At 70.9% G+C, this 21958-nt stretch carries 18 protein-coding genes; 4 read left to right on the plus strand and 14 right to left on the minus strand.

Going from position 1 to position 21958, the window contains the following annotated elements; all coding sequences use genetic code 11:
* Window positions 1–9: 9 nt before the first annotated feature.
* From murD to AB0230_RS00525, 8 genes are all read right to left on the minus strand, one after another.
* Entirely contained in the window at window positions 10–1530 is a 1521-nt protein-coding gene (murD, locus tag AB0230_RS00490; RefSeq protein ID WP_366373336.1) for a UDP-N-acetylmuramoyl-L-alanine--D-glutamate ligase, read from the minus strand.
* Complete coding sequence (gene mraY, locus AB0230_RS00495) at window positions 1527–2633, minus strand: phospho-N-acetylmuramoyl-pentapeptide-transferase (RefSeq protein ID WP_315992983.1); 1107 nt, start codon at window positions 2631–2633, stop codon at window positions 1527–1529. Before mraY ends, murD begins: the two co-directional genes overlap by 4 nt.
* Window positions 2630–4042, minus strand: a complete 1413-nt coding sequence (gene murF / locus AB0230_RS00500; RefSeq protein ID WP_366373338.1) for a UDP-N-acetylmuramoyl-tripeptide--D-alanyl-D-alanine ligase — start codon at window positions 4040–4042, stop codon at window positions 2630–2632. The genes mraY and murF overlap by 4 nt, the downstream gene beginning before the upstream one ends.
* Window positions 4043–4106: 64 nt before the next feature.
* Entirely contained in the window at window positions 4107–5909 is a 1803-nt protein-coding gene (locus tag AB0230_RS00505) for a penicillin-binding protein 2 (protein ID WP_315992985.1), read from the minus strand.
* Between the two features lie 5 nt (window positions 5910–5914).
* Complete coding sequence (locus tag AB0230_RS00510) at window positions 5915–6532, minus strand: hypothetical protein (protein WP_363392425.1); 618 nt, start codon at window positions 6530–6532, stop codon at window positions 5915–5917.
* Window positions 6529–7482, minus strand: coding sequence for a 16S rRNA (cytosine(1402)-N(4))-methyltransferase RsmH (gene rsmH / locus AB0230_RS00515; RefSeq protein ID WP_315992987.1), 954 nt, complete (start codon window positions 7480–7482; stop codon window positions 6529–6531). Before rsmH ends, AB0230_RS00510 begins: the two co-directional genes overlap by 4 nt.
* Before the next feature lie 99 nt (window positions 7483–7581).
* Window positions 7582–8013 carry a division/cell wall cluster transcriptional repressor MraZ gene (gene mraZ / locus AB0230_RS00520; RefSeq protein WP_366374498.1) on the minus strand — a complete coding sequence of 144 codons (432 nt, stop codon included), beginning with the start codon at window positions 8011–8013 and terminating at the stop codon, window positions 7582–7584.
* A 345-nt stretch (window positions 8014–8358) separates the two neighbouring features.
* Window positions 8359–8739: a DUF3040 domain-containing protein gene (locus AB0230_RS00525; RefSeq protein ID WP_315992988.1), complete on the minus strand. Its 381-nt coding sequence runs from the start codon at window positions 8737–8739 to the stop codon at window positions 8359–8361.
* Between the two features lie 64 nt (window positions 8740–8803).
* Between AB0230_RS00525 and AB0230_RS00530 the strand changes: the two genes are divergently transcribed.
* Window positions 8804–9883 (plus strand): polyprenyl synthetase family protein, encoded by a 1080-nt coding sequence (locus tag AB0230_RS00530; protein ID WP_315992989.1) that lies wholly within the window; start codon window positions 8804–8806, stop codon window positions 9881–9883.
* A 140-nt stretch (window positions 9884–10023) separates the two neighbouring features.
* On the opposite strand, the gene AB0230_RS00535 is transcribed toward AB0230_RS00530, so the two are convergent.
* On the minus strand, window positions 10024–10368 hold the full coding sequence (locus tag AB0230_RS00535; protein ID WP_366373342.1) for an Rv2175c family DNA-binding protein: 345 nt from the start codon (window positions 10366–10368) through the stop codon (window positions 10024–10026).
* Window positions 10369–10515: 147 nt separating this feature from the next.
* Here AB0230_RS00535 and AB0230_RS00540 point away from each other — a divergent pair, with 147 nt between their 5' ends.
* Both AB0230_RS00540 and pknB read left to right on the plus strand, forming a co-directional pair.
* The gene (locus AB0230_RS00540; RefSeq protein WP_366373344.1) at window positions 10516–11538 is read left to right on the plus strand and encodes a LysM peptidoglycan-binding domain-containing protein; all 1023 of its coding nucleotides are present in this window, start codon (window positions 10516–10518) and stop codon (window positions 11536–11538) included.
* A gap of 54 nt (window positions 11539–11592) precedes the next feature.
* The gene (pknB, locus tag AB0230_RS00545) at window positions 11593–13545 is read left to right on the plus strand and encodes a Stk1 family PASTA domain-containing Ser/Thr kinase (protein WP_366373346.1); all 1953 of its coding nucleotides are present in this window, start codon (window positions 11593–11595) and stop codon (window positions 13543–13545) included.
* A 218-nt stretch (window positions 13546–13763) separates the two neighbouring features.
* Here pknB and AB0230_RS00550 read toward each other — a convergent pair whose 3' ends face one another.
* Genes AB0230_RS00550 through AB0230_RS00560 form a run of 3 tightly spaced genes read right to left on the minus strand, consistent with a single transcriptional unit; the run spans window position 13764 to window position 16762 of the window.
* The gene (locus tag AB0230_RS00550; RefSeq protein WP_366373348.1) at window positions 13764–15101 is read right to left on the minus strand and encodes a class II 3-deoxy-7-phosphoheptulonate synthase; all 1338 of its coding nucleotides are present in this window, start codon (window positions 15099–15101) and stop codon (window positions 13764–13766) included.
* A gap of 9 nt (window positions 15102–15110) precedes the next feature.
* Window positions 15111–15824, minus strand: a complete 714-nt coding sequence (locus AB0230_RS00555) for a lysophospholipid acyltransferase family protein (RefSeq protein WP_076674869.1) — start codon at window positions 15822–15824, stop codon at window positions 15111–15113.
* A 2-nt stretch (window positions 15825–15826) separates the two neighbouring features.
* Window positions 15827–16762, minus strand: coding sequence for an ROK family glucokinase (locus tag AB0230_RS00560; protein WP_315992993.1), 936 nt, complete (start codon window positions 16760–16762; stop codon window positions 15827–15829).
* 153 nt (window positions 16763–16915) lie between these two features.
* Here AB0230_RS00560 and AB0230_RS00565 point away from each other — a divergent pair, with 153 nt between their 5' ends.
* Window positions 16916–18742 carry an AMP-dependent synthetase/ligase gene (locus AB0230_RS00565; protein WP_315992994.1) on the plus strand — a complete coding sequence of 609 codons (1827 nt, stop codon included), beginning with the start codon at window positions 16916–16918 and terminating at the stop codon, window positions 18740–18742.
* A gap of 146 nt (window positions 18743–18888) precedes the next feature.
* On the opposite strand, the gene def is transcribed toward AB0230_RS00565, so the two are convergent.
* Together def and AB0230_RS00575 are read right to left on the minus strand one after the other, a co-directional pair.
* Entirely contained in the window at window positions 18889–19380 is a 492-nt protein-coding gene (def, locus tag AB0230_RS00570; RefSeq protein ID WP_315992995.1) for a peptide deformylase, read from the minus strand.
* Entirely contained in the window at window positions 19377–21926 is a 2550-nt protein-coding gene (locus AB0230_RS00575) for a MinD/ParA family protein (protein ID WP_366373352.1), read from the minus strand. Before AB0230_RS00575 ends, def begins: the two co-directional genes overlap by 4 nt.
* Between the last annotated feature and the right edge of the window lie 32 nt (window positions 21927–21958).

A 21958-nucleotide genomic window follows, 5' to 3' on the forward strand; every position in this document is an offset into this window, starting at 1 on the left:
GTGGTCCCCTCAGTCGGTCGGTCGAGATGCTCCGTCGTCCTGGCCGGCGATCCACGCCCGCACCGCGTCGGCGAACCGGTCGCCGCGGTCGGAGTAGGACGCGAATTGGTCGAAGGATGCCGCCGCGGGAGCCAGGAGAACCGTGTCTCCATCCCGGGCCACACCCGCGGCCAGTTCGACGACCTGCGCCATGACGTCTTCAGTCTCGGCGTGGTCGACCTCGAACAGCGGCACCGCGGGGGCGTGTCGCGCGAACGCCGCGACGATGTCGCCGCGCTCGGTGCCGATCACGATCACGGCGCGCACGGAGGCTCCGCGCGCGCGCACGAGATCGGACAGGTCGACGCCCTTCAGGAGCCCGCCGACGACCCACACGGCGCCGGGATAGGCGGCCAGCGACGACGCCGCCGCGTGCGGGTTGGTCGCCTTGGAGTCGTCGACCCACGTCACGCCGGCGTGCGCGCCGACGACCTGGATGCGATGCGGGTCGAGGCGGAAGCGTTCGAGGGTGTCGAAGATGTGCGCCGGGGTGACGCCGAGGGATCGGGCCAGGGCGGATGCCGCGAGGATGTTGGCGACCATGTGCGGTGCCGCGAGTCCCCGAGCCGCCAGGTCGGTGACGGTCGTGAGCTCGAGGGCCGAGGTCGCGCGCTCTTCGAGGAAGGCCCGGTCCACCAGGATGCCGTCGACGACCCCGAGATCGCTCGGTCCCGGCACGCCGAGGTCGAAGCCGATCGCACGGGCGCCCTCGACCACTTCGGCGTCTTCGACCATGCCGCGGGTGGCGACGTCGGCCTTGTTGTACACGCAGGCCACGCGGGTGCGCGCGTAGACGCCGGCCTTGGCGTCGCGGTACGCGTCGGCGCCGCCGTGCCATTCGAGATGGTCGTCGGCGAGATTGAGGCACACCGCCGCGTGGGGCGAGAGCGCATCGGGGCCGGCCTGGAGGTTGAGGTACCAGAGCTGGTGGCTGGAGAGCTCGACCACGATCGCGTCGAAGCCGCCCGGATCGCGCACGGCATCGAGCACCGGGGTGCCGATGTTGCCCACGGGAGCTGCGCGCAGACCCGCCGTGACCAGCATCTCGGCGGTCAGGCGCGTGGTGGTGGTCTTTCCGTTCGTGCCGGTGATGAGCACCCAGTCGGCCGGTCGCCCGTCGGCTCGGACGACCTTGTCGCGCACGCGCCACGCCAGCTCCACGTCGCCCCACAGGGCGATGCCCTGTTCCTGCGTCCAGCGGATCAGGGGGTGGTGCGGCGGGAAGCCCGGGGAGGCGATGACCACCTCGGGTGCGAAGGCGCTCAGCTCGGCCGGGACCGCGTCGAGCGGCCCCTCGTGCAGGCGCACGCCCAGGACCGGCAGGAGGCGACCGTACTCGGCATCCGCCCGTTCGGTCACCACGAGCACCTCGGCGCCCAACTCGGAGAGGGTGTCGGCGACGGAGAACCCCGTCACCGACAGGCCCAGCACGGCAACGCGCAGGCCCTTCCAGTCGGCGTGCCAGCTGGTGAGGGAGGAGAGGTCGGTCATACGCGTGCGAGCCATTCGACGTAGAAGAATCCGATGCCCGAGACGGCGAGCAGGCCCGCGATGATCCACATGCGCACGACGATGGTGACCTCGGGCCACCCCCGCATCTCGAGGTGATGGTGCAAGGGGCTCATGAGGAAGAGCCTCTTGCCCTTGGTGATCTTGAAGTAGGCCCGCTGGAGGATCACCGAGCCCGACGCGATCACGTAGACGCCCGCGATGAGCACGAGCAGCAGCTCGGTGCGGGTGAAGATCGCCAGCGCCGCGATGACGCCGCCGATGGCCATCGACCCGCAGTCGCCCATGAAGACCTTGGCCTTCGGGGCGTTCCACCACAGGAATCCGACGAGCGCCCCCACGAAGGAGGCCGACACGATGGCGAGGTCGAACGGGTCGCGCACGGCGTAGCATCCGGCCTGCACGGTCGGATCGAGCACGTCGGCGCACATCTGCTTGTTCTGCCAGAAGGCCATGAGGCTGTACGCGCCGACGACGAAGATGCCCGAGCCCGCGGCGAGGCCGTCGAGTCCATCGGCGACGTTGACCGAGTTGGATGCCGCGGTGCCGATGAGCGAGATCCACGCGAGGTAGAGCAGCCAGCCGAGGACCGGGCCCAGCGCGAACAGCGAGAGCACCTGGATGTCGCGGAAGACGGAGATGTACTCCGACGCGGCCGTCTGACCGAACGTGTTCGGAAAGTTCAACGCGACGATCGCGAAGGGCACCACGACCAGCACCTGGCCGAGGATCTTGCGCCACCCCGACAGGCCGAGGCTGTTCTGGTGGCGCACCTTCATGTAGTCGTCGATGAAGCCCACGACGCCGAAGCCGAGCATGAGCCACAGCACGAGAAGCCCGGAGACGGTGGGCGGGTTGTTGCCGGCGTAGGAGCCGATGAAGTAGCCCACGATCGTGCCGGAGATGAAGATCGTGCCACCCATGGTGGGCGTGCCGCGTTTGGCGCCGTGCGAGGGGTTGTGCACGTTCTCGGGCGTGCGGATGACCTGGCCCCAGCCCCACTTGCGGAACCACCGCAGGAACACCGGGGTGAGGAAGAGGGTGAAGGCGAGCGAGATCGCCGCCGACGTCAGAAGTGATCTCACGCGAACAGCTCCCCGAGTCGATCGCCGAGGTGGCGCAGCCCCGCCGAGTTGGACGACTTCACCAGGACGCGGTCGCCGTCGCGCAGCTCGGTCGAGAGGTAGTCGTACGCGGCGTCGGCGTCGGCGAAGAAGACGGCCTCGCCGTCCCACGACCCCTGCGCGATCGCCTCGAGGTACATGCGGCGCGCCTCGGGACCGATGACGACGATCCGCTGGATGCGCAGGCGCACGGCGAGAAGACCGACCCGGTCGTGCTCCTCGTCGGCGTACTCCCCCAGCTCGCTCATCGCGCCGAGGACGGCGACGGTGCGTTCGTCGGGGCCGGTGATCTGCGCGAGGGTGCGCAGCGCCGCGGACATCGAGTCGGGGCTGGCGTTGTAGGCGTCGTTGATGATGCGCACCCGGTCGGAGCCCATCGGCTGCATGCGCCAGCGCTCCGCGATCTCGAGCGTCTCCACGCGCGCGATCGCGTCGGCCGCCGAGACGCCCAGGGCGGTGGCGGCGGCGATCGCGGCGAGGGCGTTCATGACGTGGTGCTCGCCGAGCACCCGCAGGGTGAGGGTGTGCGCCTGTCCGTCGACCACGAGATCGGCCCGGGTCCCCGATGCCGTGACCTCGACGTCGAGGGCGCGCACGACGGCCCGCTCGCCGCGGCCGAACCACCGGACATCCTGCCCGCGCTCGCGCGCGATCGGCTCCATCGCCGCGACGCGCGGGTCGTCGGCGTTGAGCACGGCGAGCCCGCCCTCCCGGGTGGCCGTCACGAGCTCGCTCTTGGCGTGGAACGTCGACTCGATGCCGCCGAACCCGCCCGCGTGGGCCATGCCGACCATGAGGACGACGCCGATGTCGGGGGTCACCAGGCCCGCGAGCCGCGCGATCGCACCGGGGGCGCTCGCGCCGAACTCGCTGACGAGGAAACGGGTGTCGTCCTCGACGCGCAGCATCGTCAGCGGAGCGCCGACCTCGTTGTTGAACGACGCACGCGGGGCGACGGTGGGGCCCTCGTCCTCGAGGATGCGCGCGAGCATGTTCTTGGTCGTCGTCTTGCCGTTCGATCCGGTGATGCCCACGATCTTCAGAGCGCCGGCGGCGCGGACCCGGGCGACGTTGTCGCGCGCGAGGGCGGCGAGGGCCTCGATGACGTCGTCGACGACGACCTGGCTCACCTCCTCGGCGAGCTCGCGTTCCACGATCGCCAGAGCGGCGCCCCTCTCGATCGCCGTGCCGACGAAGAGGTGACCGTCGGTCGTCTCCCCGGGCTTGGCGACGAAGATCCCGTCGGGCTCGATGAGGCGCGAATCGGTGTCGACCGGACCGGAGACGGTCGTGTCGGGGGTGTCGTCGCGGCGGAGCACGAGGCGCCCGCCGAGCACGCCGGCGAGGTGGGAGAGGCTGGTGGAGATCATTGCTGTGCGGACGCCCTTTCCGTGTCGCATTCGTTACCGAGACGAGACCGGCGTCGGCGGTGTCTCAGCCGAACTTGGGCAGTTCGGGGGTCGTGGTTCCCGACGGGATGACGCGGTAGGTCTTGAGAACCTGCGTCATCGCCTTCTGGAACGCGGGGGCGGTGGCCGCGGACGATTTTACCGTCCGCGGTTCGTCGAGGTTGACCGCGACGACGTACTGCGGGTCGTCGGCGGGGGCGAAACCGATCATCGTGGTGAAGTACGCATCGGGCTTGTAGGCACCGGTGTTCTCGTCGACCTTCTCGCCGGTTCCGGTCTTGATCGCGAGGCGATACCCCGGGATGGCGATCTTGCTCGCCAGCTCTCCCTGGGTGGCGACGTTCTCCAGCATGAGCCCGACCTCCTTCGCCGTCGCGGTGGAGATGACCTGCGTCCCCTCGGTGGAGGGGGTGTCGGTGACGGAGCCGTCGGCCGCGGTGCAGCCCTCCACCAGCGAGAGCGGGATCTTCACGCCGCCGTTCGCGATGGTCTGGTACGCCCCGACGAGCTGCGGAACGGTCACCGACAGACCCTGACCGAAGGCGGTGTTGTAGAAGGTCTGCGTGTCCCAGTCCCCGACCGGGTGCAGGATGCCGGCCGACTCGCCGGGGAAGTCGATTGCGCTGAGCGAGCCCATACCGAACTTCTGCAGGTAGTCGTAGCGCGTCTGCTTCGGGATCATCTCGGCGAACTTCGAGATGCCGACGTTCGAGGAGTCGATCAGCACCCCCGTCGGCGTGTAGGTGTTCGCGCCGTGCGAGAAGGCGTCGGACACGCGGGCGTCGCCGCCCAGCACCTCGCGCGAGGAAGCGGTGACGGTGGTCTCCGGAGTGTACGAGCCGCTGTCCAGGCCGATCGCCGTGGTGAGCGCCTTGAACGTCGACCCCGGCTCGAACGGGCTCGAGAACGCACGGCTCCCCCGGTCGTCCGCGGGGGTCGCGGTCGGGTCGTTGGGATCGACCGAGGGGTACTCGGCGAGGGCGCGGATCTTGCCCGTCTTCGCTTCGACGACGGTGATCGTCCCCCGCAGCGATCCGGTGTTCTGCACCTGCTCCGCGATGAGCTGGCCGAGGTACCACTGCAGGTCGCGGTCGATCGTGAGCTTCAGGGTGCCGCCGTCCACGGCGGGCTGGGTGACGACCTCGGTACCGGGCAGCACGACGCCGTCGCGGCTCTGCTGGAAGACGACCTTGCCGTCGGTGGAGGCGAGGCAGGCGTTGTCGGCGTTCTCCAGACCGGCGAGCGGTTGTCCGTCACTGCCGACGAAGCCCAGGAGATTCCCGCCCACGGCACCGTCCGGGTAGACGCGCCCCGACTGCGGGGGGAAGCTCAGGAACGGCAGCTTGAGATCCGCGAGGGCGCGGTACTGCTCGGTCGAGACGTTCTTCGCGATCATCGCGTAGCGGGAGTCGGGGTTCTCGGCCACGGCATCCGTGACGATCTTCTCGACCTCGGCGGCATCCTGTCCGGTGACGGCCGCGATCTGCGCGGCGAGCTCGGGCCAGCCGGTGGTGGTCCCCGAGTCGTCGTCGCTTCCCGCGTCGACGGTGGTGATGCCCTTCGCGGCGAGCATCGGGTCGACCTGCACGTCGTAGCGGTTGACCGCGGAGGCGAGCACGACGCCGTTCTCGTCGACGATCGACCCGCGGGAGGCGTACTCGACGCGCGAGTTCTCCAGTCCCATCGCGAGGGAGTCGCTCACGTGCGTCCGGGCGTTGACGACCTGGATGTCGACGAGGCGCACGACGAAGGCGACGAGCACGATCAGCACGATCGAAAGGGCGACGACGGTCCGACGCCGCGGGGACCGGGAGGTGGTGGTCGTCATGGCTTTCATCGTGTCGCGGGAGTCGGCAGACCGTCGCTGATCGACGGGGGTGTCGCCGATTCGGTCGTCGTGGTCGCCGCGCCCGAGGAGGAGGAGGCGGTCGCGGGCGTCGCCGCGGAGCCGGTCTCGGTCGTCGCCGCCGAGGGGTCGGTGACCAGCGGCACCCCGGCGATCAGGGCGTTGCGCACGGAGCCGCGGCCCATGGCATCCACCGAGGAGGTCGAGTCGGCCGGCTTGCCCGAGCCGATGACGGCACCGTCGCTCAGCCGCAGGTAGGTGGGCGATTCGTCGATGACCATGCCGAGCGCCGCCGCGTTGGCCGCGAGGTACTGGGGCGAGCTGAGTCCGGCGCTCTCGTCGTTCAGGATCTGCTTCTGGTACGTCAGGTCGCGCTGCTGCTGCGTGAGGGCGGCGATCTCGAACGAACTCTGCGTGGTGAGGATGCCGAGTCCCATCTGCACGAGCACGATGACCAGGGCGCCGGTCACCGCGATGACGCCGAACAGGCGGCGGGGCGCGCGCCGACGGGCCGTCGCGGGGACGACGGCGAGTCGCCTCTCACGGACGGGCGTCGGAAAGTCCGGATAGGCGGCCCGGGGGTCGATGGCCGGGGATGCGCTCATGCGTCCTCCTGGATCCTCTCGGCCGCGCGCAGGCGCACGGGGGTGGCACGGGGGTTGGCTACGCGCTCGGCGTCGCCGGCGAGCTCGGCGCCGCGGACGAGCAGCCGGAACTTCGGGGCATGCTCGGGCAGCTCCACGGGCAGGCCACGCGGGGCGGTCGAGGTCGAGGCGTCGGCGAAGACGCGCTTCACGAGCCGGTCCTCGAGCGACTGGTACGACAGCACGACGATGCGCCCGCCGACCCCCAGCACGCTCAGGGCGGCCGGGATCGTGCGCTCGAGCACGGCGAGTTCGGCGTTGACCTCGATGCGCAGCGCCTGGAAGACGCGCTTCGCGGGGTGGCGCTCGCGCAGAACGGCCGCGGGGGTCGCCGCCTGCAGCACGTCGACGAGCTGGCCGGAGCGCTCGAGCGGGGCGACGGCGCGCGCCGCGATGATCGCCCGCGCGTAGCGTCCGGCGAGCTTCTCCTCGCCGTAGCGCTCGAAGATGCGGCGCAGATCGCCCTCGCCGTAGCTGGCGAGCACCTCGGCCGCGGTGACGCCCTGGGTCTGGTCCATGCGCATGTCGAGCGGTGCGTCCTGCGCGTAGGCGAAGCCGCGATCGGCCACGTCGAGCTGCAGCGACGACACCCCGAGGTCGAACAGGATGCCGTCGACCTTCTCGACGCCGGCGGAGGCCACGGCCTCGGCGATCCCGTCGTACACCGTGTGCACGAGGGTGACGCGGTCGCCGAAGCGCGCGAGCCGCTCCCCCGCGATGCGCAGGGCGTCGGTGTCGCGGTCGAGGCCGATCAGGCGTGCGTTCGGGAAGCGGTCGAGGAACGCCTCGGAGTGCCCGCCCATGCCGAGCGTTCCGTCGACGAAGACGGAGCCGGGCTTCTGCAGGGCGGGACCGAGCAGCTCGGCGCAGCGCTCGAGGAGGACGGGGGTGTGGATGTCGCGGATGTCCATGATGATCGGGGCCGATCCTTCGGCTCTGATCCCCACCCGCATCGACCTGGCACCGGGGAAGTGTGACAGGGCGTGCGGCTGGGCATCACAGCCGGAGGGTCAGAACAGTCCCGGGATCACCTCCTGCTCCATCTCGGCGTACGTCTCTTCGTTGCTCTCGGCGTAGGAGTTCCACGCCTCCGCGTCCCAGATCTCCGCGTGCGCTCCGACACCCGTGACGACGAGCTCGCGCCCGAGCCCGGCGTAGGTACGCAGCGCCGGCGGGACGGTGATGCGGTTCTGGCTGTCGGGCTTCTCGGCGCTGGCCCCCGAGAGGAACATGCGCAGGAAGTCGCGGGCCTGCTTGTTGCTGAGCGGCGCCTCGCGGATCCGCTCGTGCACTTGCTCGAACTCCTCGGTGCTGAACACGTAGAGGCAGCGGTCCTGCCCCCGGGTGATCACCACTCCGGCCCCGAGATCGTCACGGAACTTCGCGGGCAGGATGACGCGCCCCTTGTCGTCGAGCTTGGGAGTGTGCGTGCCGAGCAGCATTCGGGCGTCCACCCCCTTCGTCCGGCCTGCGAAGTTTCCCCCACTTTACTCCACCGCCCTCCACTTTGCTATCGAAAAGAGGGGTCTTCTGGGCGAGGGCTCCCTTGTGTACTGTGTGCACCGCGCTTCGCGACCCGGGCCGATGCCGCGTCTTTCCGCGGAAGACCCCGCGCGCGCGGCCCACGGTGGAGGGGAAGGGAGGGATTCCGCCGCCTCCATCGCGACGGACGCGCGGCGTCAGGAGGCCTCCGTTCGGCGGCGCTGCGGAACAGGGCCGGGTGGTGCCGGGCGCACGAAAAAGCACCGGCTCCGAGGAGCCGGTGCTATTACAAACGGTGCAGAAGTTTAGGGGCCTTCGCGACGGCGGTCCCACCGGTCGTTCATGCGATCCATGAACGACGATCCCGCGGCACGAGGGGCGCGGGCCCTGGGCGCCGACTTCGAGAGGGGGGCGGAGCCTCGCGTCGGAGTGACGGCGAAGACGACACCGCCCACCATCAGGAGGAAGCCGAGGACGCCGACCGCGATGCCGAGGAAGCCCGTGTTGAAGCCGATCGACACACCCACCACGAGGGCGCCGAGGCCGGCGAGGACGAGGATCGAGCCGAGGACGATGTTGCGGTAGCTGAGGGCGCGACTGGGAGCGGAGACGACATCTGTGTCGTTACTCATGAGATGGCGCTCCATCTCATCAAGCAGGCGCTGCTCCTGTTCGGAGAGTGGCATGCATCCCCCTCTATGGTGTGGTGCGAACGATTCTACGTGCGGCGTGGATCACTAGGCTAGGCCCGTGACGACCTCCCTGGAACCGATCGAAGCTGTTTCCCAGCGACTCGACAAGTTCCTCTCCGAACAGCTATCGTACGCCTCCGCCCTGGGTCCGGAGGCCGAGACGCTCACCCGTTCCGGGGCGTCGGCGCTGCGGGGCGGCAAGCGGCTGCGGGCACGGTTCTGCCTGACCGGATGGCACTCCGTCGCGGGCGGCGAGCGACGCTTCGACGCCGCCGCGCTCGCGGTGGCGACGGCGCTCGAGATCTTCCACGCCGCCGCCCTCGTGCACGACGACCTGGTGGACAACTCCGACACGCGCCGCGGGCAGCCGGCCGCGCACCGCGCCCTGCAGAACAGCCACCGCGAAGCCGGGTGGACGGGCGACTCCGACGCCTTCGGTCGGTCCGGCGCGATCCTGCTGGGCGACCTGCTCGTCGCGTGGAGCGACGACCTGCTCGAAGAGGGCCTCGCCGCCGCCCCGACCGCCGCCGCGACCCGACGCGCCTACGCACACATGCGTCGCGACGTCACGATCGGCCAGTTCCTCGACGTGGCCGAAGAATCCGCCTACACCGTCTACCCCGACGACACCCACGCCGACCGCGCGCTGCGGGTCGCCTCGTACAAGTCGGCGCGGTACAGCATCCAGCAACCCCTGCAGATCGGCGCGGCCCTCGCGGGTGCCGACGAGGCGCAGCTGAGCGCACTGGGCCGTTTCGGCCACGACGTGGGGATGGCCTTCCAGCTGCGCGACGACGTGCTCGGAGTGTTCGGTGACACCGCCGAGACCGGCAAGCCGGTCGGCGACGACCTGCGCGAGGGCAAGCGCACGGTCCTGGTCGCCTACGCCCGCGAAGGCCTCTCGGCCGAGGACCGTCGAGACGTCGATGCACTGCTCGGGGATCCCGCCCTGGATGCCGAGCAGGTTCGCATCCTGCAGCGCACCATCGTCGACACCGGCGCACTCGCGCGCACCGAGGAGCTCATCGCCGACTACGCCAGACGAGCGGATGACGCCCTCGCCGACGCGCCGCTGGGCACCGAGGCGGTCGTGGAACTGCGCGCGCTCGCGACGGCCGCCACCCACCGCACGGCCTGAGCGGGTACACGGACCGCGCGAGGACGCACGGCTCGACGGGGCGGTGCGAGGACGCACGACTCGACGGGGCGGTGCGAGGACGCACGACTCGACGGGGCGGTGCGAACCCGCCGGCCGGCTCAGCGCGCGGCCGGAGGCGATCAGGCGAGGGTCGCGGCGACCCGCCGCACCTCGCTCTTGCGACCGGCCAGGAGCGCCTCGATGGGCGCCATTCCGATGGTCTCCTCGGGGGTGAGGAGCCAGTCGATGGTCTCGTCGGAGTCGAAGCCCGCGTCGTGCAGGACGATGATCGTGCCGCGCAGAGCCGGCAGCGGACGCCCCTCGGCGATGAACACCGCGGGGACCTTGAACACGCCGTCGCGGCGTGAGCCCACGAGGTAGTCCTCGTCGAAGAGCCGGCGCACGCGCCCCAGGGACTCGTCGAGGAGTTCCACCAGATCGGGGATCGTCAGCCAGTCGGTCGGGTAACGGGAGGTGTCGGTCACCTTGCCATGATCTCATCCCGCGCGGTGGAACCCGCTCGGTGGGGCGTCACACTGCCGGTTTCACATCTGTCACACGCACCACGCGCGTTGACATCCGTCACAGCCCGTGTCACCGTGGCGGGCAGTCGGAAGAACGGATCCCCCACCATGCGACGACTCACGCTGTCCTCCCTGCCCGCTCGACGCACGAGCGCCTGGCCCACCGCTGCGGTGTGGCCCGCCGCCGTCGCCGGGACCATCGCCCTCACCCTGACGGGAGAGAACGCGGCGCACGCCGCTCCTCCCTCTCCGGCGCTCACCGTCGCCCCTCCCGCGCCGCGCGCCATCGGACCGATCGTTCCGCTCGCCGCCGCGGTCAGCGCGTCGACGTACACGGTCCAGCCCGGCGACACCGTGTGGGCGATCGCCCGGGCGCACGGTCTCGACCCCGCCGCGGTGAGCGCGGTGAACGGCCTCGGCGCCGACGCGATGATCCGCCCCGGCCAGGTGCTCGCCCTCACCGCCGCACCCGTCCCGGCCGCGCCGGCCCCGCCCGCGGCACCGGCCGTGACGACGCACGAGGTGCGCCCCGGCGACACCGTGTCGGCCATCGCCCGCGCGGGCGGCGTGTCGGTCGACGCCGTCCTCTCGGCGAACGGCCTCACCCGCGCGTCGATCATCTACCCGGGCGACGTGCTGCAGGTCCCCTCCGCCGCGGCCGCTCCGGCCGCGGCTCCGGCCCCCACCCCGGCCCCGGCCTCCGTCGGCCCCGTGGCCGCTGCGGAGCTGGACGCCGAGCAGAGCGAGAACGCGCGCCTCATCATCCGCGTCGGACGGGAACTCGGGGTCTCCGACCGCGGCATCCTGATCGCCCTCGGCACCGCGATGCAGGAGTCCTGGCTGCGCAACCTCGATTGGGGCGACCGCGACTCCCTCGGTCTCTTCCAGCAGCGCCCCAGCACCGGGTGGGGCACCGCCGAGCAGATCCTCGACCGGGAGCGCTCGACACGGGTGTTCTACGGCGGCGCGAGCGACCCCAACGGCACGGCGACGCGGGGCCTGCTCGACATCCCGGGATGGGAGTCCCTGGCGTACGCCGACGCCGCGCAGGCGGTGCAGATCTCGGCCTACCCCGATCGCTACGCGCGATGGGAACAGCCGGCGACCGTCTGGCTCGCCGTTCTCGGATGAGGTCGGGGTGAGCCGCTCCCGGGGCTCACAGGGGGCCGTCCGTAGACTCGTCGTGTGAGCACGAGTCAGCAGGCAGACCCGCTGATCGGCCGTCTCGTCGACGGCCGGTACCGGGTGCGCGCGCGTATCGCGCGTGGCGGCATGGCAACCGTGTACGTCGCGACCGATCTGCGTCTGGAGCGGCGGGTCGCCCTGAAGGTCATGCACGGCCACCTCAGCGACGACACCGTGTTCCAGAGCCGGTTCATCCAGGAGGCCCGCTCGGCTGCGCGTCTGGCGGATCCCCACGTCGTCAACGTCTTCGACCAGGGCCAGGACGGCGAGATGGCCTACCTCGTCATGGAGTACCTGCCCGGCATCACACTGCGCGAGCTCCTACGCGAGCACCGTCGCCTCACCGTGGATCAGACGCTGACCATCATGGATGCCATCCTGTCGGGGCTCGCGGCCGCTCACCGCGCCGGCATCGTCCACCGCGACGTCAAGCCCGAGAACGTGCTCCTCGCCGAAGACGGACGCATCAAGATCGGCGACTTCGGCCTCGCGCGTGCGACCACGGCCAACACCGCCAGCGGCGCCCAGCTCATGGGGACCATCGCGTACCTCGCTCCGGAACTCGTCACGCGGGGCACCGCCGATGCCCGCAGCGACATCTACTCGCTCGGCATCATGCTGTACGAGATGCTCGCCGGAGAGCAGCCGTACAAGGGCGAGCAGCCGATGCAGATCGCGTACCAGCACGCCACCGACTCGGTGCCGCGCCCGAGCGCGAAGAACCCCGCGGTGCCCGAGCAGCTCGACGAACTCGTCCTGTGGGCGACCGAACGCGAGCCCGACGACCGTCCGCTCGATGCGGGGACGATGCTCGAGCGCCTGCGCGCCATCGAGAAGGACCTCGGCCTGGCCCCTCAGGTCGCCCGGGCCGTCTCGGTCGGCACGGCGGGCGCCGCCTCCCCCGCCGAGTCACGCGAACTCACCAAGGTGCTTCCGCAGACGGCAGCCGTCCCGTCGGCCACGGTCGACGAGCCCGACAACGCCGCCCGCCTCCGCGCGCGCACGCGTCGCCGCACCGCGCGCGGCGTTTGGATCCTCCTCCTCGTCCTGCTCCTGGCCGGCGGGGCCGGGCTCACGGGCTGGTACTTCGGGTCCGGCCCCGGCTCGCTGGTCGGCGTTCCCGACGTCTCGGGACGCAGCTACGACGAGGCGCAGGCGCTCCTCGTCCAGGAGCAATTGCAGGCGCAGCGGCAGGACGTGAACGATCGCGAGATCCCGGCCGGAACCACCGTCGGGTCCGACCCCGCCCCCGGCGAGCGGCTCGACAAGAACACCGTCGTGACCGTGCTGGTCTCCATCGGACCCGCCACCCATCAGATCCCCGCGCTCGGCGGTCGCACCGCCGACGAGGTGCGCGCCGTCTTCGAGGCCGCCTTCGTCGGGGTCGGCGACGACCCCGCGCGCGAATTCACCGACTCGGCGGACGGCACCGTACTGAGCGCGTCGATCGTCCCCCGTTCCGGCGGCGACGCCTTCGCGTGCACCGACGGCTGCACGGTCTACGAAGGGGACGCCGCCACGCTCGTCGTCTCGCTCGGTCCGATCCCCGACGTCACGGGCGAGACGCAGTCCGCCGCCGAGCGCTCCCTCGACGGCGTGGGACTGTCGACCTCCGTCTCGGAGGAGTACAGCAACAGCGTGGCCTCCGGGGTCGTGATCGGCATCGGCGACCGCGACGGCGGCGGCAACTGGCGCCCCGGCGACACCGTGCCGTTGCGCGTGTCGATCGGCCCCAAGCCCGTCGAGATCCCCGGCAACATCGTCGGTATGTCCATCCGCGACGCGGTCGCCGCACTCGATGCGCTCGGGTTCGAGGTCAACGCCGGCATCGACGACGGCACCCTGCCCCTCGGCTTCAAGTACTGGGACATCTACAAGGTGCGGGCGACCAACCCCAAGGCCGGGACGACCGCACCGCAGGGCTCGACGATCACTCTGACGCCGACGCTCTAGGCCGCCCACCCGGGCCCCGCCGAGGGGGCGGAGGCGCGTGGGCCACGATCGCACACCTCGCGCGACCGTGCGGGCAGATCCGACGCCCACCCGCCGTGGGCTTCACCATCCCACCCGCCCTCCGCCCCACCCCGCATCCGGCATCCGGCATCCGGCATCCGGAAACGACGATGCCCCCGACCGCACCGGTCGGGGGCATCTCGCAGGCGGCACGCGGGTCAGCGCTTCTCGAGCTCCTCCGCCACGAGGAAGGCCAGCTCCAGGCTCTGACGGTGGTTCAGACGCGGGTCGCACAGGCTCTCGTAGCGCGTCGCGAGGGTCGCCTCGTCGATCTGCTCGGAGCCGCCCAGGCATTCGGTGACGTCGTCACCGGTGAGTTCGACGTGGATGCCGCCGGGGTGCGTGCCCACCGAGCGGTGCGCCTCGAAGAACCCGCGCACCTCGTCGACGACGTCGTCGAAGCGACGCGTCTTGTAGCCGGTGGGCGTGGTGATGCCGTTGCCGTGCATGGGATCGGTGACCCACAGCGGGGTGGCGCCGGAGTCGCGGACGGCCTCCAGGAGCGGGGGCAGGGCATCGCGGATCTTGCCCGCACCCATGCGCGTGATGAACGTCAGGCGCCCCGGCTCGCGCTCGGGGTCGAGCCTGTCGATCAGCGCGAGCGCCGTCTCGGCCGTGGTGGTGGGGCCGAGCTTGACGCCGATGGGGTTGCGGATCTTCGAGAAGTAGTCGACGTGCGCGCCGTCGAGCTCGCGCGTGCGCTCGCCGATCCACTGGAAGTGCGACGAGGTGTTGTAGGGCAGGCCGGTGCGCGAGTCGATCCGGGTCATGGGGCGCTCGTAGTCCATGAGCAGGCCCTCGTGGCCGGTGTAGAACTCCACGCGCGTCAGCTCGTCGAAGTCGGCGCCGGCCGCCTCCATGAACTTGATCGCCCGGTCGATCTCGGTCGCCATGCTCTCGTACGCCTGGTTGGCAGGAGTGGAGGCGAAGCCCTTGTTCCAGCTGTGCACCTCGCGGAGGTCGGCGAACCCGCCCTGCGTGAAGGCCCGGATGAGGTTCAGGGTCGACGCGGCCGTGTGGTAGCCCTTGAGCAGGCGCGCGGGATCGGCCTTGCGGGACTCCTCGGTGAAGTCGTAGCCGTTGACGATGTCGCCGCGGTAGGCCGGCAGCGTCACGTCGCCGCGCGTCTCGGTGTCGCTCGAGCGGGGCTTGGCGAACTGCCCGGCCATGCGGCCCATCTTGACGACGGGCATCGACGCGCCGTAGGTGAGCACGACGGCCATCTGGAGCACGGTCTTGATGCGGTTGCGGATCTGCTCGGCGGTCGCGCCGGCGAACGTCTCGGCACAGTCACCGCCCTGGAGCAGGAACGCCTGGCCTGCGGCGGCACGGGCGAGACGATCGCGCAGGATGTCGACCTCGCCGGCGAAGACCAGCGGCGGGAGGGTCGCCAGCTCTGCGGATGCCGCCGCCACCGCGCCCTCGTCATACCACTGGGGCTGCTGCTTGATGGGCAGGGATCGCCAGTGGTCGAGGTCGTGGAGCTGCTGATTCACCCCTGAAGTCTAGTGGCGCGACGACGGCGCCTTCGCCGCCTGTGCACTGGCCAGCCGGTCCTTCACGGTGGAGGCGTAGACGTCTTCGTAGCGCTGCTCGCCGAGGCGCTGCAGGGCCACCATGATCTCGTCGGTGACCGAGCGCAGGACGTAGCGGTCGCCCTCCATGCCCTCGAAACGGGAGAAGTCGAGCGGCTCGCCGATGACGATCCCCACACGTCCCACGCGCGGCAGTCGCTGACCGATCGGCATCACCGCGCCGGTGTCGACCATGACCACGGGGACCACCGGCACGCGCGCCTCGAGCGCCATGCGCGCGATGCCCGTGCGTCCGCGGTACAGCGTGCCGTCGGGGCTGCGGGTGCCCTCCGGGTAGATCCCGAGCAGCTCACCGCGCCCGAGGACGCCGAGGCCCGTGTTCAGCGACGCCTCCGACGCCTTCCCTCCCGACCGGTCGATGGGCAGCTGGCCGGTCGCTTGGAAGAACATCCGGGTGGCCCAGCCCTTGAGGCCCTTGCCGGTGAAGTAGTCGCTCTTGGCGAGGAACGCCATGCGGCGGTCGATCATGAGCGGCAGGAAGATCGAATCCGAGAACGACAGGTGGTTGCTGGCGAGGATCGCCGCACCCTCCGCCGGGATGTTGCGCCGGCCCACCATCCATGGGCGGAACACGGCCTTGATGACCGGTCCGATGACCACGTACTTCATGAGCCAGTAGAACATCGTCAGCGCTCCTTCCCGGCGAGGTCGGCGACCCCGATGAGACCGGCGTCGTTGCCCAGGCGCGCGATCGCGAACTCGGCGACCGGACGTTCACCGTACCCCGGCAACGACGTCTCGTACGCGAGCTTCACCGGTTCGAGCAGGTCGGCGCCCAGCTGCGCCACTCCCCCGCCGATCACGAAGACCTCGGGATCGAGCACGGCCTGGAAACCGCCGCACGCCTCGCCGAGAGCGGTCGCGACGCGGCGGAGCGCCTCGACCGCCCCGGGGTCGCCCGCCAGCACGAGGCGAGAGACGGCGGGTCCGGGAATGGCGCCCCTCTCCGCGCGGACGGCCGCCAACGCGGCACCGATACCGCCCTCGTCGGCGATCGTGTTGGCCTCGCGCTGCAGCGCGCGTCCCGAGGCGTACTGCTCGAGGCATCCGTTCTGTCCGCAGCCGCACGGGTGGCCGCCCCGGACGAAGCGCAGGTGACCGAGCTCGGCGCCGATGCCGTGACCACCGCGGAACAGCTCGCCGTCGGTGACGACGGCACCGCCGACGCCCGTGCCCATCGTCAGCATGACCATGTCGCGCACGCCCCGGCCCGCGCCGAAGCGGTACTCGCCCCAGCCGGCGGCGTTCGCGTCGTTCTCGATCGTCACGGGGGCGTCGAGGCGCTGCTCCAGGCGGGCGCGCAGGGGTTCGTCGCGCCAGTCGATGTTGGGGGCGTAGATGACGGTGCTGCGGTCGCGGCTGATGAACCCGGCGGCGGCGACGCCGATGGCGTGCACCTCGTGCGCGCGGCGCAGATGATCGGCCATGTCGACCACGGCATCCACGAGGGCCGAGGGGTCGATAGGGGTGTCGACGCGGAGCTTCTCGATGATGGTGCCGTCGTCGTCGACGACGCCTCCGGCGATCTTCGTTCCCCCGATATCGATGCCGACGTTGCGCACCGCGCTCCCTTCCGGGCCCACCGAGAGGGCGGCCCGGAGCAGTCTAGCCAAGGCGGGCGGCGCGCGAACGACGTCTCGCTCCGGGGGCGGCGCAGGCCGTGCGGATAGACTGATGGACCGCTCGACGTTCTTTCCGGTGCCGAAGGAGTTACCGTGATCCAGTTCGACCTCCCCCCTGTCGTCCCCGCCGATCCCGACGCCAACGCGTCGGATCTGCTCGCCGACCGCGTCCGCGCGACGCCCGACCGGCCCCTGTTCGCCGTGCCCGAGGCCGGAGGATGGCGCGACGTCTCGGCGGTCGAGTTCGAGCGCCAGGTCATCGCCCTGGCGAAGGGCTTCATCGCCGCCGGCGTCCAACCGGGAGAGAAGGTCGGCTTCATCGCCCGCACCACGTACGACTGGACGCTCGTCGACTTCGCGCTCTTCTACGCCGGGGCCGTCATGGTGCCGGTGTACGAGACGAGCTCCCCCTCGCAGATCTCGTGGATCCTGTCGGACTCCGGCGCCATCGCGGTCGTCGTGGAGTCCGCGGAGCACTCCGACCGCCTCGACGAGGTGCGCAGCGACCTTCCGCTCGTCCGCGAGGTGTGGGCGATGCACACGGGCGCCCTCGACGCGCTCGTCGCGGGCGGCACGCACATCACCGACGAAGAGGTCGAGCGCCGCCGCCACCTCGCGAAGGCCTCCGACATCGCGACCCTCATCTACACGTCGGGGTCGACGGGACGCCCCAAGGGCTGCGTCCTCGTGCACAGCAACTTCGTCGAGCTCGCCCGCAACTCCGCCAAGGCCCTGCACGAGGTCGTCGAGACGCCGGGCGCCTCGACGCTGCTGTTCATCACCACGGCCCACGTCTTCGCGCGTTTCATCTCGCTGCTGAACGTGCACGCGGGGGTGAAGACCGGGCACCAGCCCGACACCAAGCAACTGCTGCCCGCCCTCGGCACCTTCCAGCCGACCTTCCTGCTCGCCGTGCCCCGGGTCTTCGAGAAGGTCTACAACTCCGCCGAGCAGAAGGCCGAGGCCGGTGGCAAGGGCAAGATCTTCCGCGCCGCGGCCGACGTCGCGATCGAGCACTCGCAGCGGCTGCAGGAGGGGAAGAAGATCTCCCTCCCCCTCAAGCTGAAGTTCGCGCTCTTCGACAAGCTGGTCTACTCCAAGCTCCGGGATGCCATGGGCGGACGCGTGGTCTACGCGGTGTCGGGATCGGCCCCGCTCGGACCGCGACTGGGGCACTTCTTCCGCAGCCTCGGCGTTGTGATCCTCGAGGGCTACGGACTCACCGAGACGACGGCCCCGGCCACGGTCAACCTCGCGACGAAGTCGAAGATCGGCACGGTCGGTCCGGTGCTCCCCGGTGTCGGGGTGCGCCTGGCCGATGACGGCGAGATCCAGGTGCGCGGCATCAACGTCTTCCGCGAGTACTGGCAGAACCCGGATGCCACGGCCGAGGCCTTCGACGGCGAATGGTTCAAGACCGGCGACATCGGCGCCTTCGACGCCGACGGCTTCCTCGCGATCACGGGCCGCAAGAAGGAGATCATCGTCACGGCCGGCGGCAAGAACGTCGCTCCGGCCGCCCTCGAGGATCCCATCCGCGCGAACCCGATCGTGGGCCAGGTCGTGGTCGTCGGCGACCACAAGCCGTTCATCGCCGCCCTCGTCACCCTGGATCCCGAGATGCTGCCGACGTGGCTCGCCAACAACGGCCTGCCCGCCGACATGTCGCTGCAGGACGCGAGCACGAACGAGAAGGTGCGCGCCGAGGTGCAGGGCGCGATCGACCGCGCCAACACGCGCGTGTCGCGCGCGGAGTCGATCCGCAAGTTCACGATCCTGCCCACGGAGTGGACCGAGGCGAGCGGCCACCTGACGCCCAAGATGAGCATCAAGCGCAACGTCATCGTCGCCGACTTCGCCGACGCGATCGAGGACATCTACGCCGTGCCGGTGAACACGACCAACGTCTCTCTCCCCTGAGACCCGGAATGCCGAACGGCCCGGCCCCCTCGGGGGTCGGGCCGTTCTGCTGCGCCGAGAACAGGGCATGCCACGGGAACAGGGGAATCCGCGACGAAGGGGCCTGTCCTCGCGCCGTCCCCTGTTCTCGTGTCAGGGCCAGCGGGTCAGAACCAGTCGCTCTCGCGCACCTGACGCATCGCCTCGCGGCGGGTCTCGGCGGGCAGCCGCGAGAGATAGAGCATTCCGTCGAGGTGGTCGGTCTCGTGCTGCAGCGCCTGTGCGAGCAGCCCTTCGCCCTCGAGCACGACCTCCCGGCCGTCGAGGTCGATGCCGACGACCTTCGCCCACGGGTAGCGGATGGCGTCGTGCCACAGACCGGGCACCGAGAGGCATCCCTCCCCCACCGGCTGGGGCTCGCCGCGCGTCTCCACGAGGACGGGATTGATGACGTACCCGATGTCGCCGTCGATGTTGTAGCTGAACGCGCGCAGACCGACCCCGATCTGCGGAGCCGCGACTCCCGCGCGCCCGGGCAGCTCGACCGTGTCGAGCAGGTCTTGGACGAGGGCGCGCACGCCGTCGTCGATCTCGTCGATGGGAGCGCTCGTGGCGCGCAGCACCGGGTCGCCGAACAGGCGGATCGGACGGACGCTCATGCGGAGGCCACCGGAGCGCGGAGGCCCTCGACGACGGCGGCGGCGAGCTCCCGCGCGGCCTGGCGCGTGCCGGGCTGCAGGTCGCGGAACGTGATCGCACTGCCCGCGGCGATGCGTGCGTCGTAGGGCATGCGGATGACGGTGCGCACGCGCGACCGGAAGTGGGACTCCAACTCGCTCTCGCGCACCAGCGGCGCGCCCGGACGCGAGTTGTTCAACACCACGACGGCGTCGCGCACACGCGCCGCGTAGCCGTTGGTCTCGAGCCACGTCAGCGTCTCGGAAGCCAGCCGCGCCTCGTCGACGGAGAGTCCCGCCACGATCACGAGGGTGTCGGCGAGCTCGAGCGTGGCCCCCATGACGGAGTGGACGATGCCGGTCCCCGTGTCGGTGAGCACGATCGAGTAGTAATGCGCGGCGACGTCGGCGACCTGACGGTAGTCGTCGTCGCTGAAGGCCTCCGACTGACGCGGATCCGCATCGGATGCCAGCACGTCGAGGCGGGTGGCATCCCGGGCGACGATCGACGAGACGTCGTTGTAGCCGGCCATCTCGTCGTGCGCGCGCACGAGGTCGCGCACGGTGCGGCCGTTGGGGCGGCCGACACGGTCGGCGAGCGTCCCGCGGTCGGGGTTCGCGTCGACGGCGATGATGCGATCGTCGCGCGCGTCGGCGAGGGCCATGCCGAGCAGCGAGGTGACGGTGGTCTTGCCGACCCCGCCCTTGCGCGAAAGCACGGGCACGAAGCGCGCCCCGCCCGCGAGAGGGGCCGAGATGCGGCGGTCCAGCTCCTTGCGCTGCCGGGCGCGGCGCCCGTCGCCGAGGTTGATGCGGTGGCGCGACGCCGAGTACACCAGCTGCTGCCACAGGCCCTCGGGCTCCGGACGGCTGATCTGCTTCGGGTCGAGCAGGCGGTCGGCCGTGAGCAGGTCGGCGCTCTCGCGGGAGTCGTCGATCTGACCGATGCGCTTGGACGTCAGCGCGACCTCGGGCGCCGGGGTGCGCACGCGCTCCATGGCGTGGGCGCGATCCACCCGCGCGGCCTCCTCGGCGGTGCGGGCGGCGTCATCGGCCTGATGCGCCTGACGGCGGGTGAGCGGCACGGTGCCGATGACCCCCGTCGCGGCGCGCTCGGCGCGCGTGGTCGGGACGCTGCCGGTGGGGACGGCACGGGTCGCCGGCGAAGCCGCCGCCGCGGCCGCCGCCGCTGGGACCGTCGGAGCCGGCACGGTGGTCGCACCGGTCTGCGGCCGGGCGCCGTCGGTCGGAGCGGATGCCGGCTCCTCGGCGACGCGTGCGGTGAGCAGCACCGCGTCATCGGTCGCCCGCGCGTGGTCGTCGCTCTCGGAGGCGGAGCCCGCGTCCGATGCGTCCTCGTCGTCGTGGTCGTCGTCGATCGCGGCCTCCACGACCTCGTCGTCGGTCTCGTCGGCCGAGGCGGAGACACCGGTCTCCGGCACCCACGGAGCGTGGGTCAGCGGCTCGGCGGAGGCACCGATCGACCCCTCCTCGATCGGCTCCTCGTCGAAGGGTTCCTCGTCGAGGGGCTGCTCGTCGAAGGGCTCCTCATCGAAGGGCTCCGCGGCATCCGCCTCGTACAGCTCGACGTCGTCGACGACCTCGACGTCGTGCAGGTCGTCGGATGCGGCCGCGTCCTCCGGCGCCTCGTCGGGGGTCGCGCCGACCTCGGAGATCGCATCATCAGGCGCCGGAGCGTCGGGCCCCGGAACTGTCTCGAGCGACTCGTGCGTGGTGTCGGGATGCTCGTCGAGCGACCGCTCGTCGGCGGAAGCCCGCGGCGTGGTCGCGTCGACGTCCCCTGCTTCGACACCGGCATCGTCCGTCACCGATGCCTGCGCGTCGACGTCGTCGTGCGCGGGGGCGCCACCGAGATCGTCCTGACGGTCGTCGCCGTACTCGGCCCGTTCGACGTCGCCCTCGTCGTTGGAGGCGTCGTCATGGGACGCCTCGCCGTCCGCCTCGTGCTCCACCGCGTCGCGCTCGGGTGCGCCCTCGTCGACGGGGCCCGCTCCCTCGTGCTCCGCGGGCGCGGCATCCTGATCGTCGTCGCGCGCATCGTCGCCCGACCCGTCGGCAGCCGGAGCCTCGTACGGACCTTCGGGGTCGTCGCCCACGACCTCGGCGTCGTGCACGTCGTCATCGGCCGATCCGGCGTCCTGGTGCGGTTCGTCTCCATGCGCGCCGTCGTGGTGCGCGTCGTCGGGGTGCGGTTCGAGGATGATCTCGTCCGTCGCGAGCTCGTCCACCTCGGTGGCGACCTCGTCGTCGTGGGTCTCGGAAGCGAGCTGGCGAGGTGCGGAGGAATCGTCCAGCGCGGCGAGGTCGGCGTCATCGAAGGGGATCTCGTCCTCGATCACGTCGTCGTCGAGATCGTCGTCGTCACTGGTCGCCGGCAGGTCGACACTGACCTGCGCGGTGTATCCACCGAGGATCGTGATGCTGGCCGTGTCGAGGTTCCCGCTCTCGTCGAGCACGCCGTGCTCGGCGTTCTCGTCGGGGTTCGCGTCGGTGCGGTCGGGGGTCACTGCAGTCTCCAAACGGGAAGAGGGCGCGAAAG

Origin of the sequence: Microbacterium sp. NPDC089190 (assembly GCF_040701795.1) — a bacterium.
Taxonomy (GTDB): Bacteria; Actinomycetota; Actinomycetes; order Actinomycetales; family Microbacteriaceae; genus Microbacterium; species Microbacterium galbum.